Origin of the sequence: Streptomyces sp. NBC_01012 (genome assembly GCF_045162755.1) — a bacterium.
Classification (GTDB): domain Bacteria; phylum Actinomycetota; class Actinomycetes; order Streptomycetales; family Streptomycetaceae; genus Streptomyces.
In genome coordinates this window covers 5287993-5303885 of record NZ_CP108688.1, presented here as the reverse complement: position 1 = coordinate 5303885, position 15893 = coordinate 5287993, and the positions used below count along the sequence as shown (strand labels likewise).

At 70.1% G+C, this 15893-nt stretch carries 12 protein-coding genes; 8 read left to right on the top strand and 4 right to left on the bottom strand.

The features are described from left to right. The first annotated feature begins 120 nt into the window (after positions 1-120). The 4 genes from OG623_RS23740 to OG623_RS23725 all read left to right on the top strand — a co-directional run bounded on the left by OG623_RS23740 (position 121) and on the right by OG623_RS23725 (position 4614). Positions 121-1521 (top strand): amino acid permease, encoded by a 1401-nt coding sequence (locus tag OG623_RS23740; protein WP_406149104.1) that lies wholly within the window; start codon positions 121-123, stop codon positions 1519-1521. A 119-nt stretch (positions 1522-1640) separates the two neighbouring features. Then, positions 1641-3056, top strand: a complete 1416-nt coding sequence (locus OG623_RS23735) for an amino acid permease (protein WP_406149103.1) — start codon at positions 1641-1643, stop codon at positions 3054-3056. Between the two features lie 320 nt (positions 3057-3376). Continuing rightward, positions 3377-4138, top strand: a complete 762-nt coding sequence (locus tag OG623_RS23730; protein ID WP_406149102.1) for a hypothetical protein — start codon at positions 3377-3379, stop codon at positions 4136-4138. A gap of 26 nt (positions 4139-4164) precedes the next feature. Then, a complete protein-coding gene (locus OG623_RS23725) occupies positions 4165-4614 on the top strand; it encodes a DUF3592 domain-containing protein (RefSeq protein WP_406149100.1) in 450 nt (149 codons plus the stop codon). A 47-nt stretch (positions 4615-4661) separates the two neighbouring features. On the opposite strand, the gene OG623_RS23720 is transcribed toward OG623_RS23725, so the two are convergent. The 3 genes from OG623_RS23720 to OG623_RS23710 are packed head-to-tail and all read right to left on the bottom strand — an operon-like array spanning position 4662 to position 6934. Beyond that, entirely contained in the window at positions 4662-5297 is a 636-nt protein-coding gene (locus OG623_RS23720) for a hypothetical protein (RefSeq protein ID WP_406149098.1), read from the bottom strand. A gap of 54 nt (positions 5298-5351) precedes the next feature. Continuing rightward, on the bottom strand, positions 5352-6419 hold the full coding sequence (locus OG623_RS23715) for a hypothetical protein (RefSeq protein WP_406149097.1): 1068 nt from the start codon (positions 6417-6419) through the stop codon (positions 5352-5354). A 59-nt stretch (positions 6420-6478) separates the two neighbouring features. Further along, on the bottom strand, positions 6479-6934 hold the full coding sequence (locus OG623_RS23710) for a GNAT family N-acetyltransferase (protein WP_406149095.1): 456 nt from the start codon (positions 6932-6934) through the stop codon (positions 6479-6481). A gap of 145 nt (positions 6935-7079) precedes the next feature. On the opposite strand from OG623_RS23710, the gene OG623_RS23705 reads away from it, so the two are divergent. Next, the gene (locus OG623_RS23705; RefSeq protein WP_406149093.1) at positions 7080-7721 is read left to right on the top strand and encodes a superoxide dismutase; all 642 of its coding nucleotides are present in this window, start codon (positions 7080-7082) and stop codon (positions 7719-7721) included. Between the two features lie 132 nt (positions 7722-7853). Here the strand turns inward: OG623_RS23705 and OG623_RS23700 are convergent, their stop codons facing one another. After that, positions 7854-8504 (bottom strand): DsbA family protein, encoded by a 651-nt coding sequence (locus OG623_RS23700; RefSeq protein WP_406149092.1) that lies wholly within the window; start codon positions 8502-8504, stop codon positions 7854-7856. A gap of 134 nt (positions 8505-8638) precedes the next feature. Between OG623_RS23700 and pepN the strand changes: the two genes are divergently transcribed. The 3 genes from pepN to OG623_RS23685 all read left to right on the top strand — a co-directional run bounded on the left by pepN (position 8639) and on the right by OG623_RS23685 (position 15883). Further along, on the top strand, positions 8639-11227 hold the full coding sequence (gene pepN, locus OG623_RS23695) for an aminopeptidase N (RefSeq protein WP_406149090.1): 2589 nt from the start codon (positions 8639-8641) through the stop codon (positions 11225-11227). Between the two features lie 171 nt (positions 11228-11398). Next, positions 11399-12406 carry a hypothetical protein gene (locus OG623_RS23690; protein ID WP_406149088.1) on the top strand — a complete coding sequence of 336 codons (1008 nt, stop codon included), beginning with the start codon at positions 11399-11401 and terminating at the stop codon, positions 12404-12406. A 165-nt stretch (positions 12407-12571) separates the two neighbouring features. Next, complete coding sequence (locus OG623_RS23685; RefSeq protein WP_406149086.1) at positions 12572-15883, top strand: S8 family serine peptidase; 3312 nt, start codon at positions 12572-12574, stop codon at positions 15881-15883. Positions 15884-15893 lie beyond the last annotated feature (10 nt).

Genomic DNA, 15893 nt, shown 5'->3' with positions numbered 1-15893 from the left:
ACTCCCCGGGGTGATGCTGGTCACGAAGGTGGGGGTGTGTGCGGTCCTCGGTTCGGACGGAGGTGGCGCAGCGTGAGACTGTAGGTTCCCCATAAATGATCCGAGAGTGACCCACAGCTCATGCACGACGCGCCCCCCACGCGGTCCCCCGCACGGTCCGAGCCCCTGGCCCACGGTCTGAAGCAGCGCCATCTGACGATGCTCGGTCTGGGCGGGGTGATCGGTGCGGGTCTCTTCGTCGGTTCGGGCGCCGGGATCGCGGTCGCCGGGCCCGCCGTCGTCGTCTCGTATCTGATCGCCGGCGCGCTCGCGATGCTGGTGATGCGGATGCTCGGCGAGATGTCGGCGGCGATGCCGGCCTCGGGTTCGTTCTCCGTACACGCGGAGCGTGCGCTGGGCCGCTGGGCCGGATTCAGCGTGGGCTGGCTCTACTGGTTCATGCTCGTGGTGGTGCTCGCCGTGGAGGCGACGGCCGCCGCGCAGATCGCCCATGCCTGGGTGCCGGCGGTGGATCAGTGGCTCTGGGTGCTGCTGTTCATGGTGGTGTTCACCGTGACCAACCTGACGGCCGTGAAGAACTTCGGTGAGTTCGAGTTCTGGTTCGCCGCGCTCAAGGTGGCCGCGATCGTGGCCTTCCTGGTGCTCGGGCTGCTGGCCGTGTTCGGCGTCCTCCCGGACACCGGCCCGGTGGGCCTGACCAACCTCACCGGCCGGGGCGGCTTCCTGCCGAACGGCTGGGACGGCGTGGTCTCCGGTGTGCTCACGGTGGTGTTCGCCTTCGGCGGCCTGGAGGTCGTGACGATCGCGGCGGCCGAGACCGACGATCCGGCGCGCGCGGTGGGGCGTGCGGTGCGCAGCGCGGTGGTGCGGATCCTCTTCTTCTACGTCGGTTCGATGCTGGTGATCGTGACCGTGCTGCCGTGGACCGCGCAGCAGGCCGGGCTCAGCCCGTATGTGAAGGTCCTGGACTCGGTCGGGGTGCCTTCGGCCGGGCAGATCATGAACATCGTGGTGTTCGTGGCGCTTCTCTCGGCGCTCAACGCCAATCTGTACGGCTCGTCCCGGATGATCTTCTCACTGGCCGAGCGCGGCGAGGCGCCGCGCGGGCTGCTGAGGGTCTCGGGCGGAAGGGGGACCCAGGGCGGCGGGGTGCCGCGCCTGGCGGTGCTGGCCTCGGTGGCCTTCGGCTTCGTCTCCGTACTGCTCAATCTGAAGTGGCCGGACACCGTCTTCCTCCACATGCTCAACGCGGTCGGGGCGGTTCTGCTGTTCGTCTGGGGCCTGATCGCCGCATCGCAGCTGCGGCTGCGGCGCCGGCTCGAACGCGAGGCACCCAACGCCCTGACGCTGCGCATGTGGTGCTTCCCGTATCTGACGTGGGTGACTCTGGCCGGTCTTGTGGGTGTCCTGCTGCTGATGCTCACCGATGACGCGGCCCGTCCGCAGGTGCTGTGGTCGGCGGGGGCCACCGCGCTCGTGCTGCTCGTGGCGGGGGTACGGGAGTTGCGCGCGAGGCCGTAGGCGGATGCGCACGATGTGTGAGCCCGGTGACCGTATAGCGGACACCGGTTCCCCGTCGGCGGAGCTCATGGCCAGACTGTGGGCCATCCCCCTGTCCCGACCAGTGAACAGAGCTGTCCATGTCCCGGACCTCCGCGCCGCCCCCCACGGACGCGACCGCCCCCGCGGCCGACTCCGCGCTCACCCATGGCCTCAAGCAGCGCCATCTGTCGATGATCGCTCTGGGCGGGGTGATCGGGGCCGGGCTGTTCGTCGGCTCGGGTGCGGGCATCGCTGCGGCCGGTCCCTCGATCGTCGTCGCGTACGGCGTCTCCGGGCTGCTGGTCATGTTCGTCATGCGGATGCTCGGCGAGATGTCAGCGGCCAACCCCGCGTCCGGCTCCTTCTCCGTGCACGCGGAACGGGCGATCGGACCGTGGGCCGGCTTCACCGCCGGGTGGTCGTTCTGGGTGCTGCTCTGTGTCGCCGTCGGTATCGAGGGCATCGGCGCCGCGCAGATCGTCACGGGCTGGCTGCCGGGCACGCCGGAGTGGGCCTGGGTCGCCCTGTTCATGATGGTCTTCCTCGGCACGAATCTCGCCGCCGTCAAGAACTTCGGTGAGTTCGAGTTCTGGTTCGCCGCGCTCAAGGTCATCGCGATCACGCTCTTCCTGGTGCTCGGCGTCCTGGCGGTCCTGGGGGTGCTGCCCGGCACCGACTCCCCCGGCACCTCGAATCTCACCGGGGACGGCGGCTTCATGCCGCACGGCTCGGAGGGCCTCATCATCGGCCTGCTCGCCTCGGTCTTCGCATACGGCGGCCTGGAGACCGTCACCATCGCGGCGGCCGAGTCCGAGAACCCGGTGCGGGGCGTCGCCACGGCGGTGCGTACGGCGATGTGGCGCATCGCCGTCTTCTACATCGGCTCGATGGCGGTCATCGTGACCCTCGTGCCGTGGGACGACCCCACGGTCGCCGAGGTCGGCCCCTTCTACGCGATGCTCGACCACCTCGGCATCGGCGGCGCCGCCGAGATCATGAACGTGGTCATCCTGGTCGCCCTGCTCTCCGCGATGAACGCCAACATCTACGGCTCGTCGCGCATGGCCTGCTCCCTGGTCGCCCGCGGCCAGGGCCCGAAGCTGCTCGGCAAGGTCACGTCGGGCGTCCCGCGCAACGCGGTGCTCGCCTCGTCGGTCTTCGGCTTCCTCTGCGTGCTGCTCAGCTACTGGCGTCCCGACGACGTCTTCCCCTGGCTCCTCAACATGACCGGTGCGGTGATCCTGGTCGTCTGGATCTTCATCGCCGCCTCCCAGCTGATCCTGCGCAGGCGGACGGAGCGCGAGTCCCCCGACCGGCTCGTCGTGCGGATGTGGCTCTTCCCCGGCCTGACGATCGCGGCCCTCGCGGCCATGACCGGCATCTTCGTCCTGATGCTGCGCCAGCCCGACACCCGCGACCAGCTCCTGGCGACGGGCGCCCTGACGGCGGTGCTGATCGTGACCGGCGTGGTGCGGCAGAAGCGCGCGGAGCGCGGCGCCCCGGCCCGGAACTGAGCCCGCGGGCAGCCGGGCCTCAGCCGGCCGAGTCCGACGACGCGGCGGGAACCGCTGCTGAGAACCTCGCGTCTATCCCTCTGCGCCGCGCAAGGGACGGAGAGGGGACGGGGATGGACCCAGCCTTACGGAATACGCGACTCCCGCCGCCTCCTCCCTGTCCGCCCCGGCCCCCGGGGCGACCGCCCGACCCGCCGCGTCCTCGAACGCCGTTGTGGCGTGTGCTGCGTGAGGACGAATGGCCCACGCTGCCCGAGCTGTTCGCGGACCGGCCCCCCGGGAGACTGCGCCCCGCCGTTCTGGTGCTGTTGCTCCCGTGCATGTGGTGGCTGACCGTGGCACTGATTCTTTTCTACGAGGTTGCCAGGTCCGCCCGCCGAATCGCGCGTCGCTCCTTTCCCCGTCATCCGCACGGACGTATCGAGGACGACACCGTGCTAAAGGCACAACGGATACGCACATGGGTTGCCGTCGCCGCGTCGGCCGGACTGCTGGCCGTCTACGGAGGCGTGTCCGACGCATGGGACCAATTCGTGCAACGGCTCTATCTTGCCCCGTGGTTGGCCCTGGCGAGCTCGGTACTGGTAGCGGGGGCGCTGTACGGGGCCGCACGGCATCACAGGCGGCTGCTCATGCGGGCACACTTCAGGAACGCCGGCCTGACCATCCTCGGGTACATCGCCGCCTGGGTGCTCGTACCTTCTCTGCTCATCGGATCCCTCATGGCCATGTCGGCCCTGCCGGACTTCATCACCGAGACGTCGCTGCTTCTTCTGTACCTGACCCTGCTGGCCCTTTGGACGCCGTTCTGGTGGGCCGTCCACTTCCTGTGCTTCGCCTCGGGACCCGCGGTCCGCAACGCCTTCAGCCTCTCCGCCCTTCACCCCGCTCTGCCGGCCTTGACGACAAGTGTCGCGGTCTGGGTGTTCTCCCTCGTCAGTCAGTCCGCGGGCGGTCTGCCGCCGTTCCCCGGGCCGATAGCGGTCTGCGCGGTCCTCGGCGGTCCGGTGACGGTAACGGCGCTGGCGTGGTGGGAGATTCATCGCCTACGACATCGCCACGGCATGCGGTGGCGCGACTGATCCGCTGATCGCGCCGCGCAGCACATGTGCGGCGCCGCTCGTTCGAGGAGGTGGCTTCAATGACCCTTATTTTTCTGGCAGCAGGTTGTTTCGCGTTCTTCCTCGCGATCCGCGAGGCACGGGTACAGCGCGATCTGAAACGCGACGGAACACGTGCCAGAGGCAGCGTGGTTCGCCATGACACCGTTTCCTCGGCCGACAGCGATGCCAGGTTCGCCGTCATCGAGTTCAGGGACGGACACGGCATCCGGCACACGTTCCGGTCGCAGTCGTCAGGAGTCAAGCGGCTACCCGTGGGCGGTGAGGTCCCGGTGCGTTACCGGGCCCATGAACCTGGCGTCGCACGCATCGACATCACCGGGAAGAAGATCGCGAATATCGGGATCCCGCTGCTTGTCGGAGCTCTGTTCTTCGGCGGCGCGGTGTCTGTCACCCTGGACAGCGGAAGCCACTCGGGTCCGTCGCACGGCCGCTGACGCAGGTTCCTGGCTCATGTGCCGAGGGCAGCACGGTCAGCTGTCCGTCAGCCCTCGTAGAAGACGGTGCGGCCTTCGCGCCGGCGGACGAAGCCGCGCAGGCCGGCCAGCAAGGTGACACAGGTCCATCCGATGACGCCCATGAGGAGCATGCCGAACTTGCCGTCGGAGTCGACCTCGGAGGCCTCGACCATGGACACGGTCTTCTCGGGGTCACTGACGACGACCAAGCGGTCGCCGACCTTCCAGGTCGGGTTGTCGCCGCGGTAGTCGAGCGTCTCCTCCAGGGGGCCGTCCGGGCCTTCGACGGTGAAGCGGTGGGCGGACGATCCGGTGCCGGCGGCACTGTCGGCGGTGACGGTGACCGCCGTGCGGACGCCTCGACTCCCCAGGGCGGCCTCCAACGGGTACTGGACCGAGCCGACCAGGACCAGCAGCGCCGGCAGGACCGAGACCACGGCGAGCCACCACGCACGGTGCAGGAGGCGCAACAGCACGACGAAGGCCACGCAGCCGAGTGTCCCGGTGATGATCGGTATCGCATCCGTGCCGAGCGCGAGGTAGGAGATCCCTGTGTTCCCCGCAGCGATGATCCAGCCGATCACGATCACCCCGACGGTGAAGGCGAAGTACGTCCTGCGGCTGAAGCCCTGATGTTGCCTGCCCACGCCGTTCTCATCCACCGGTCCACCCTACGCACGGGCCTGGCAGGGGAGTTCAACGGGTGGCGGACGGTCTTAGTCGCCCCCGCCCCCGTCGCCACCGCCGTCACCGCCCCCGTCGCCACCGCCTCCGCCGGAGTCGCCTCCGTCGCCGCCGTCCGCGCCCCAGCCGTCGCCGCCGCCGGGTTCGTTGTCGCTGCTGTCGGTGCCGAGGTTGCTGAACCAGGGGCGGTCCCAGTCCGTGTCTGCGGCGATCGGTTCGCCCCCGCTCGACGGCGACCGCTCCGCCCGGAAGCGCGCGGTGCCCGTCGTGTCGCCTATCCCGAAGGCGACGGCGAAGGCGTGGGCCATCACGGCGTCCAGCGGGTCGAGGCTCTCGTGGTGGACCGGGGAGAGCGGACGCAGTACGGTGTCCGGCTCGTGGGCGGGCCGGCGCGGGGGCCTGCCCAGCAGGGCGACGCGGTGGTCGCCGCGCAGCAGCCACGAGCTCGTCGCGTTCTCCCGCCGCAGCACCCAGTGCGCTCCGGGCAGCCGCGCCTCCACCGTGCTCTTCGACTTGCGCATCTTCTTGGTGAGGGTGAGCTGGGCCGTGGTGTCACCGACGGTCAGCCAGAGGCCCCTGGACGGGTCGGCGGCGTCGCGCCGGAAGCCGCGGGGCGCGCGTAGGCGTACGGCGGGGGCTCCCGGGCCCCAGACGTCCACCCGCACCAGGCGCCGGTCCACGGCCACGGCGACCGGCCCCGCCGGGCCCGACACGATCCTGCGGGCGATCCACAGCGGTACGCCCTCGGCCTCGGCCCGGGCGGCCAGGGCCGCCACCTGTCCGGGGCCCCCGCACCCGCGTACCGCAAGATCTCCCAGCGCGCGGGCGAACTCGGCCGCCTGCCGTGCCTTCACCGGGGTCGCGGTGCCGGTGATCCGGGTCACGGGGACGGTTCCGGCCCCCTCGGGGAGCCGGTCGAGCGGGCGCTCGGCCCCACCGCCGCCCAGCCAGCGTCCGCGCAGGTAGGCCTCGGCCATGGCGCCGAGGTTCAGCTCGGACAGCGGTGTGGTCCTGCCGCCCCTGCGGTAGTGCTCATCGGTCAGCTCCACGGTCTGCGCCAGTGGATTCCAGGACCGTTCGCCGTACAGCACCTGGCTCATGACATCCCCCTCGTACATATGCGGCTCCACGGAGCACACACCTTCACACACCGCCGTCCTCAGGTCAGATCCTGCTCCAGGAGGGGCAGTTCCCTGCCCGGTACGGAACCGGACGGGGTGACCCCGATCCGGACCGCGCCCATCGCGGTGTAGAAGGGTTCCGCGTTGGGATCGGCGTCGATGGTGAGCGTCTCGAAGCCGAGCCGGCGTGCCTGCGCCGTCGCGTGCTCGAACAGGAGCCTGCCGACGCCCTGCCCGATGGTGTCCGGGTCGACGAACATCATGCCGACGGCCCCCACCGGCGGATCGCCGTCCAGCATGGTGAAGCCCAGGAGCGCGCCGTCCCGCTCCGCCACCGCCGTACGCCGGGCGGTCACATCGGCGGGCCCGACCGCGAGTTCGTCACGGCAGGCCGCGAGGAACGCCTCGTCGTAGCCCCAGTACGCCTTCGATCTCAGGGCCAGCGCGGTCAGCGCCACGGCCTCCTCGGGGCGCCCCGCCCGTACGTACGTCATCGTCGTCTCCCCCTCCGTCCGCGGCGTCCTCCCGACACCAAGGCTCAGGACCTACTACTGATCACCTCCGCGGCTTCCTCCTGCTAGCCTGCAATTGCGAAAGAGTTGCAATAACGACCAGGTAGCAGTTGGAGGGTTCGAACCCATGGCCACGTACACGCTTCCGGAACTCCCGTACGACTACGCGGCGCTCGAACCGGTCATCAATCCGCAGATCATCGAGCTCCACCACGACAAGCACCACGCCGCGTACGTCAAGGGTGCGAACGACACCCTGGAGCAGCTGGAAGAGGCCCGCGACAAGGAGGCCTGGGGCGCGATCAACGGCCTCCAGAAGAACCTGGCCTTTCATCTCTCCGGCCACATCCTGCACTCGATCTACTGGCACAACATGACCGGCGACGGCGGTGGCGAGCCCCTCGCCGCGGACGGTGTGGGCGATCTGGCCGACGCCATCGCGGAGTCCTTCGGTTCGTACGCCGGCTTCAAGTCCCAGCTGACGAAGGCCGCGGCCACCACGCAGGGCTCCGGCTGGGGCGTCCTCGCGTACGAGCCGGTCAGTGGGAGGCTGATCGTCGAGCAGGTCTACGACCACCAGGGCAACGTCGGGCAGGGCTCGGTGCCGATCCTGGTGTTCGACGCCTGGGAGCACGCCTTCTACCTCCAGTACAAGAACCAGAAGGTGGACTTCATCGAGGCCATGTGGCGCGTCGTCAACTGGCAGGACGTGGCGCAGCGCTACGCCGCCGCCAAGGAGCGCGCGGACGTGCTGCTGCTCGCCCCCTGACGTCGCACGGCGGGACCGGAGCGTCCTGCCTCGTGATCGTCTTCTCAACCTTCACCGGGCAGGCGGAACAACGGGGAGCCCCCGCGAGGACATGACTCGCGGGGGCTCTCCTCTGCCCGTGCACGCCGGGGCTCAGTCGAAGACGGGGCCCTGTGTGCGGGTCCGCTTGATCTCGTAGAAGCCGGGGATCGACGCCACCAGCAGCGTGCCGTCCCAGAGCTTCGCCGCCTCCTCGCCCTTCGGGGCGGGGGTGACCACCGGGCCGAAGAAGGCGATCTGCTCGCCGTCGGCGCCGGGCACCGCGATGACCGGGGTGCCGACGTCCTGGCCGACCTTGTCGATGCCCTCCTGGTGGGAGGCGCGCAGCTCCTTGTCGTACGCGTCGGAGTCGGCGTACTCCAGGAGCTCGGCCGGCAGGCCGACCTCCGCCAGCGCGCCCGCGATGGCCTCGCGGGTGGGGCCCTCGCCGTTGTTGTGGAAACGGGTGCCGAGCGCCGTGTAGAGCGGGCCGACGATCTCGTCGCCGTGCTTCTGCTGGGCGGCGACGACGACACGGACCGGCGCCCAGGCCTGGGTGCGCATCATCTCCTGGTACTCCTCGGGCAGCTCGTCGAGCCTGGGCTCGTTGAGCACGGCGAGGCTCATCACATGCCAGCGGACCTCGACATCGCGGACCTTCTCCACCTCCAGCATCCAGCGGGAGGTCATCCAGGCCCAGGGACAGAGCGGGTCGAACCAGAAATCGGCCGGAACCTTGCCGGCCGCCGTGCTGTTCTCGGGCATGTCTCTCCTCATGAGGTCGGTGAAGCACCTGTGAGCCGGAACACCACGGGGCCCTCCCCCCATTCCCGGGCGCGGGTGCGGATCGCCGCATGGGAGGATCAAAGGTCTGAGATCGAGACACAAAGGAGTGCTCCGTGCCCGGTGAGAACCTGTCCCGCGACGAGGCCCACGAGAGGGCCGAGCTGCTGACCGTCGACGGTTACGAGGTCGCCCTCGACCTCCGCTCCGCCGTCGGTGAGCCCGACGGGGGCGACGACGCCGGTCCGCGCACCTTCCGCTCGCGGACCACGATCCGCTTCCGCGCCGCCCGCGCGGGGGCCTCGACCTTCGCCGATCTGCTGGCCCCGTCCGTGGACACGGTCACGCTCAACGGCAAGGACCTGGACCCCGCGGCCGTCTTCGACGGCACCCGTATCGCGCTGGACGGCCTCGCCGCAGGCGAGAACGTCCTGGTGGTCGACGCGCGTTGCGCGTACAGCAGGACCGGTGAGGGCATGCACCGCTTCGTCGACCCGGAGGACGGCGAGGTCTACCTCTACACGCAGTACGAGCCGGCCGACGCGCGCCGCGTCTTCGCCAACTTCGAGCAGCCCGACCTGAAGGCGCCCTACCGCTTCGAGGTGACGGCTCCCGAGGGCTGGCGGGTCTGGTCCAACGGCGCCGAGGAGTCGCAGGAGGGCGAGGTCCACCGGTTCGCGGAGACCCTGCCGATCTCGACGTACATCACGGTCGTCGTCGCGGGCCCCTACCACTACGTGAGCGACCACTACTCCCGTACGCTCGACGACGGCACGAAGCTGGAGGTCCCGCTCGGCGCGATGTGCCGCAAGGGGCTCGCGCGCCACTTCGACGCCGACGACGTCTTCCTGCTCACCAAGCAGGGCCTGGACTTCTTCCACGACCACTTCGACTACCCGTACCCCTTCGGGAAGTACGACCAGGCGTTCGTGCCCGAGTACAACCTCGGCGCGATGGAGAACCCGGGCCTGGTCACCTTCCGCGAGGAGTACATCTACCGCGGGAAGGTCACATCGGCGTCCTACGAGCGCCGCGCCAACGTCATCCTGCACGAGATGGCGCACATGTGGTTCGGCGACCTGGTCACCATGCGGTGGTGGGACGACCTGTGGCTGAAGGAGTCCTTCGCCGACTTCATGGGGACGTTCTCGATGGTGGAGGCGACCCGCTTCACCAACGGCTGGATCACCTTCGCCAACAACCGCAAGTCCTGGGCCTACCGCGCCGACCAGCTGCCGTCCACGCATCCGATCACGGCCGACATCCGTGACCTGGAGGACGCCAAGCTGAACTTCGACGGCATCACGTACGCCAAGGGCGCGTCGGTGCTCAAGCAGCTCGTGGCGTACGTCGGCCGGGACGCGTTCCTGGAGGGCGCCCGCCGCTACTTCAAGCAGCACGCCTTCGGCAACACCCGGCTGGGCGACCTGCTCTCGGTGCTGGCCGAGACCTCGGGGCGCGACATGTCGGCCTGGTCGCAGGCCTGGTTGCAGACGGCGGGGGTCAACGTCCTGACGCCGGTCGTGACCTACGACGGGGAGGGCAGGATCGCCGAGCTCGCCGTGACCCAGGAGGCAGCCGCCTCCCACCCGGAGCTGCGGCCGCACCGGATCGCGGTGGGCCTGTACCGGCTCTCCCCGGAGGGCGCTCTGGAGCGCTACGCCCGCGCGGAGACCGATGTCGCCGGGGTGCGCACCGTGGTCACGGAGCTGGCCGGCAGCGAGAAGCCCGATCTGGTCCTGGTCAACGACGACGACCTGACGTACTGCAAGGTCCGCCCCGACGAGGGGTCCCTGGCGACTCTGCGCAAGCACCTCGGTGACATCACCGACCCGCTGGCCCGTGCGCTGTGCTGGTCATCCCTGTGGAACCTGACCCGGGACGCGCTGCTGCCCGCGCGGGACTTCGTCGCGCTGGTCCTCGCGCACGCCGGCCGGGAGAGCGACATCGGTGTCCTGCAGATGCTGCACTCCTGGGCACAGTCCGCGCTGGTGCACTACGCGGCGCCGGCCTGGCGCGACGAGGGCGGCCGGGCACTGGCCGAGGGCGCGCTCACCGAGCTGCGGCGCGCCGAGCCCGGCAGCCAGCACCAGCTGACGTGGGCCCGGTTCTTCGCCGCCGTCGCGGCGTCGGATGCGGACCTCCAGCTGCTGGGTGCGCTGCTCGACGGCTCGGCCGTGATCGAGGGCCTGGACGTCGACCAGGAGCTGCGGTGGGCCTTCCTGTCCTCGCTGGTCTCGCACGGCAGGGCCGACGAGGCGGCCGTGGACGCCGAGCTGGCCAGGGACGACACGGCGTCCGGCAAGCGGCACCATGTGCGGTGCCTGGCCTCACGCCCCTCGGCGGCGGTCAAGGCGCAGGCGTGGGCGGCGGTCGTGGAGTCGGACAAGCTGTCCAACGCGCTGGCCGGGGCGACCATCGCCGGCTTCGGACAGCCCTCGCAGCGGGAGCTGCTGGCGCCGTACACGGCGTCGTACTTCGAGGCGATCGAGCGGGTCTGGGCCGAGCGGTCCATCCAGACCGGCATGGACGTGGTCAGGGGCCTGTTCCCCGGACTTCAGGACGACCCCGCGACCCTCACCGCGACGGACGCGTGGCTGACCTCGCACCCGGACGCCGCTCCGGCGCTCCGGCGGCTGGTTCTCGAGGCGCGGGACGACCTGGCGCGGGCGCTGCGGGGTCAGGAGCGCGACGCGACGGCGTGAGACTGCGGCGTGCGCCCCGCACACACGTGCGGGACGCACGCCGCACAATCCGTGTCGCGACCACCCTTTTCGGCAATCGAACTGCCGTGCTTTAGGACGGCGTTGTCCTGGAATGTCGACGGCCGTGTAACACGGGTTATCGCACCACCCGACTGCGGAAGCCTCCCCGGCATGAACCGGAACACCCCGCTGTCCCCCCGCCCCGTCCAGGACGCCACCCACCGCGTGCAGTCCTCCGCCCAGTTACGCGCCCACGGTGTGTCCGCCGCACAGACCGCTGCCCAGTGCCTGCCGGGCGGCCCGTGGCAGCAGCTGCTCCCCGGTGTGTATCTGCTGCGCCCGGGGCCACCCACGCACCATGACCGGGTGCGCGGCGCCCTGCTGTACGCCGGGCGGCCCCCGTCCGGGGCCCGCCGGACGGTGCCCGCCCAGTCGGGCCCCGGCTACGGCGAGGCCATGGTCACGGGCCTGGCGGCGCTGGCCCTCTACGGCTTCGCCTCGGCGCCCGAGGTGATCGCGCTGCACCGGATCGACGTACTGGTGCCCCGCACCAGGCGGCTGCGCTCCACCCGGTTCGTCCAGGTGACCCGGGCGGCCGTGATGCCACGGCCGCAGCGCCGGCGCGGGGTGCCGCTGGCTCCGGTGGAGCGGGCACTCGCCGACGCGGTGGCCTCGCTCACCGACGCCTCGACGGTGCGCCGGATCCTCACGGAGGCGGTGCGCGGCGGGTACTGCGAACCCGCCCCCGTCGTACGGGAGCTGACCGAGGCCAAGCTGCTGGGCCGCGCCCATGTGGTGGACGCCGTGGAGGAGTTGCTCGTCGAGGGCCGCACGAGGGCGGAGGACCGGCTGTACGAGATGGTGCGCGCCCACCGGCTGCCCCAGCCACTGTGGAACGTGGAGCTGGCCCTGCCGGGCGGCAGCTTCCTCGGCGGGGTGGACGCCTACTGGCCCGAGCAGGCGGTCGCGCTCGAACTGGGCGCCCGCTCGCCCAGGGAGGAGCATGTCTCCTACGCCGCCGAGCGGGAGCATCTGGAGCGGCTCGGGGTGACGGTGGTGCGGGTGACTCCGAAGCAGCTGCGCGACTCCACGGCGCAGCTCTCGGTGGTGCTGCGTACGGCGATGATGGCGGCCGAGGACCGTGAGCCGGCCGCCCATCTGGTGATCCTGCCCCGGTGACCGGTGGCGCCGCCCCGGGTGAGTGGCGCAATACCCCATGTGGCGGATCTACGCCATGTCACTTTCTCGTCCCCGCCAAGTCTCCACAAACCCTGGTCATTTACGAAAGGCTGAGCGGTCATCGGGTACCGAATTCCGGACTCTCTCTTTCTTTCACAAGCAGGGATGCTGATGACCAAGGATTCCCCCAGCTCCATACCCGGGGCCAGACGCGCGGCGCGCATAGCGGCCGCAGCCGGACTGGCGGCCGCTCTGGCCGCCTCCGGCGCCGCTCCCGCCTTCGCCGCCGACGCCTCGTCGCCCTCCCCGGTGAAGCCCGCCGCCGCGGGCGCGAAGGGAGACAAGCTGGGCGAGGCCGACGCCGATCTGCTGGCGAAGGCCGAGGCCAAGGGCGAGAAGAACATCACGATGATGGTCGCCACCACGCCCGGCGCGACCAAGAAGGTCGCCGAACAGCTGGACGCCGTCAAGGGGTCCGTGCTCGGGCAGACGTACGACAAGCTCGGCTACGTCCGGGCGACCGTGCCGACCGCGACCGCCGACGCCACCATCAAGGCGACGCAGAAGCTGTCGGCCGTCCAGGGCATCGATCTCAAGCAGGAGATCAAGCTGGACGACCCGACGCCCGCGGGCGACCGGGCCACCGGGACGAAGAAGAAGACGAAGGCCACCGGGAGTTACCCGGCGCCGAACAAGAAGACCCCGGCGAAGAACCCGTACAACCCGTCCTTCGAGACGGGCGCTGTCGACTTCGTGAAGCAGCACCCGAAGGCCGACGGCCGCGGGATCACCATCGGTGTCCTGGACGCCGGTGTCGACCTCGGCCACCCCGCGCTGCAGAAGACCACCACCGGCGAGCGCAAGATCGTCGACTGGGTGACGGCCACCGACCCGGTCAGCGACGGCGACGGCACCTGGCTGCGGATGGACCAGGCCGTGACCGGCCCGACGTTCACCGCGGGCGGCACGACGTACTCCGCTCCGGAGGGCTCGTACCGCTTCAGCGTCTTCAAGGAGTCCGCCACCCGTGGCGGCGACATGGCGGGCGACCTCAACCGCGACGGTGACACCACCGACCAGTGGGGCGTCCTCTACGACCCGGTCACCGGCACCACCCGGGTCGACCTGAACGGCAACGCCGACTTCGGCGACGACGCCGTCCTGAAGCCGTACAAGGAGAAGCACCAGGTCTCCTACTTCGGCAAGGACGACCCGCGGACCGATGTCGTCGAGCGCATCCCGTTCGTCGTCGAGACCCGCAAGGACGTCGTCGTCGACGCGGACGGCACCACGTCCGACTACGTCAACATCGGTGTCATCCAGAGCGAGCACGGCACGCACGTCGCGGGCATCACCGCGGCCAACGGCCTGTTCGGCGGCGCCATGGACGGTGCGGCGCCCGGCGCCAAGATCGTCTCCTCGCGCGCCTGCACCTGGTCGGGCGGCTGCACCAACATCGCGCTGACCGAGGGCATGATCGACCTCGTCGTCAACCGCGGTGTCGATGTCGTCAACATGTCGATCGGCGGCCTGCCGCCCCTCAACGACGGCAACAACGCCCGCGCCGAGCTCTACAAGCGGCTCATCGACACCTACGGCGTCCAGCTGGTCATCTCGGCCGGCAACGACGGCCCGGGTGTCAACACCATCGGTGACCCCGGCCTCGCCGACCACGTCATCTCCGTCGGCGCGTCCATCTCCAAGGAGACCTGGGCCGCCAACTACGGCTCGAACGTCACCAAGAAGTACGACATGCTGCCCTTCTCCTCGCGCGGTCCGCGTGAGGACGGCGGCTTCGCGCCGATCCTGACGGCCCCCGGCGCCGCCATCAACTCCACCCAGACCTGGCTGCCCGGCGCGCCGGTCGCGGAGGCGGGTTACTCCCTCCCCGCCGGCTACTCCATGCTGCAGGGCACCTCGATGGCCTCACCGCAGGCCGCCGGTGCGACGGCGCTGCTGCTGTCCGCCGCGAAGCAGCAGCACATCGAGCTGCCCCCCGCCGATCTGCGGACCGCGCTGACCAGCACCGCCACCCACATCGACGGTGTGCCCGCGCACGCCCAGGGGTCCGGTCTGATCAACATCGTCGGCGCCTGGAAGCAGATAGCGAAGAAGGGCGCCCCGGCGCACGAGTACACGGTGAAGGCCCCGGTCGACACCGCGATCGACGAAGCGCTGAAGACCCCGGGCTTCGGCACCGGCGTGTACGACCGTGAGGGCGGCCTGAAGGCCGGCCAGAAGAAGTCGTACGACGTCACGATCACCCGCACCACGGGCCCGGACAAGGCCGTGAAGCACAAGCTGTCCTGGAAGAACAACGACGGCACCTTCACCCTGAGCGGCTCGGGCACCGTCTCGCTGCCACTCGGCAAGCCGGTGACCGTCAAGGTCCAGGCGAAGCCCCGCACGGCGGGCGTGCACAGCGCGATCCTCCAGGTGAACGACGCGAAGACCAGCGGCGTCGACCACCAGATCCTCAACACGGTGATCGTCTCCAAGGAGCTGGCGAAGCCGGACTACGCGTTCTCGACGACCGGCTCGGTGCAGCGCAACGGCACCACGTCGTACTTCCTGAACGTCCCGGAGGGCGCCCAGACCCTCGAGGTCGCGATGAGCGCCCTGCGCTCGGGCAGCCAGACGCGGTTCATCTCCATCCACCCCTACGGGGTCGAGGTGGAGGACAGTTCCACGACCTTCTGCTACCCGAACTACGAGAACCCGGCCAACACCTGCGCGCCCGACACCCGCTCCTACCAGGCCCCGCAGCCGGGCGTCTGGGAGATCGAGGTCGAGTCCCGCCGTACGTCGCCGCTGCTGGACAACCCGTACAAGCTGGATGTCTCGCTGCTCGGCGCCTCCTTCGACCCGGCGGTGCAGACCATCCCCGAGGCGAAGATCGGCACCCCGGCCGCGGTGGACTGGACGGTCACCAACAACGCGGGCGGTCTGGAGGGCACCCTGAAGGGCGGCTCGCTGGGCTCGGCCGACGTGGACCGCCCGTCGATCTCCACGGGCGGGGAGAACACGAAGACGGTCACCATCGGTGAGGGTGTCGAGAAGCTCGACATCACCGTGGGCAACACCGACGACGCCAACGCCGACATCGACCTGTACGTCCTCAAGGACGACGTGGAGGTCGGGGCGTCGACGACGGCGGGCTCGGAGGAGTCGGTCAGCCTGGTGAAGCCGGAGGCCGGCACCTACACCGTCGTCATCGACGGCTACTCGGTCCCCGCGGGGACCACCGAGTACGACTACCGCGACGTGTACTACTCCGCGTCGCTCGGTGAGATCAAGGTCGACGAGTCCCAGGCCGTGAACCTGGCCAACGGCGAGTCCGCCCAGGTCGGGGCCGAGGTCGTCGTCGCGGGAGAGGCCCCCGAGGGCCGGCAGTTCTTCGGCGAGGTCCAGCTGGTGAACGCCCGCGGCACCGCGGCGGGCACCGGCAGCGTCGTGATCGAGAAGGTCACGCCGTAACCGGTACGGC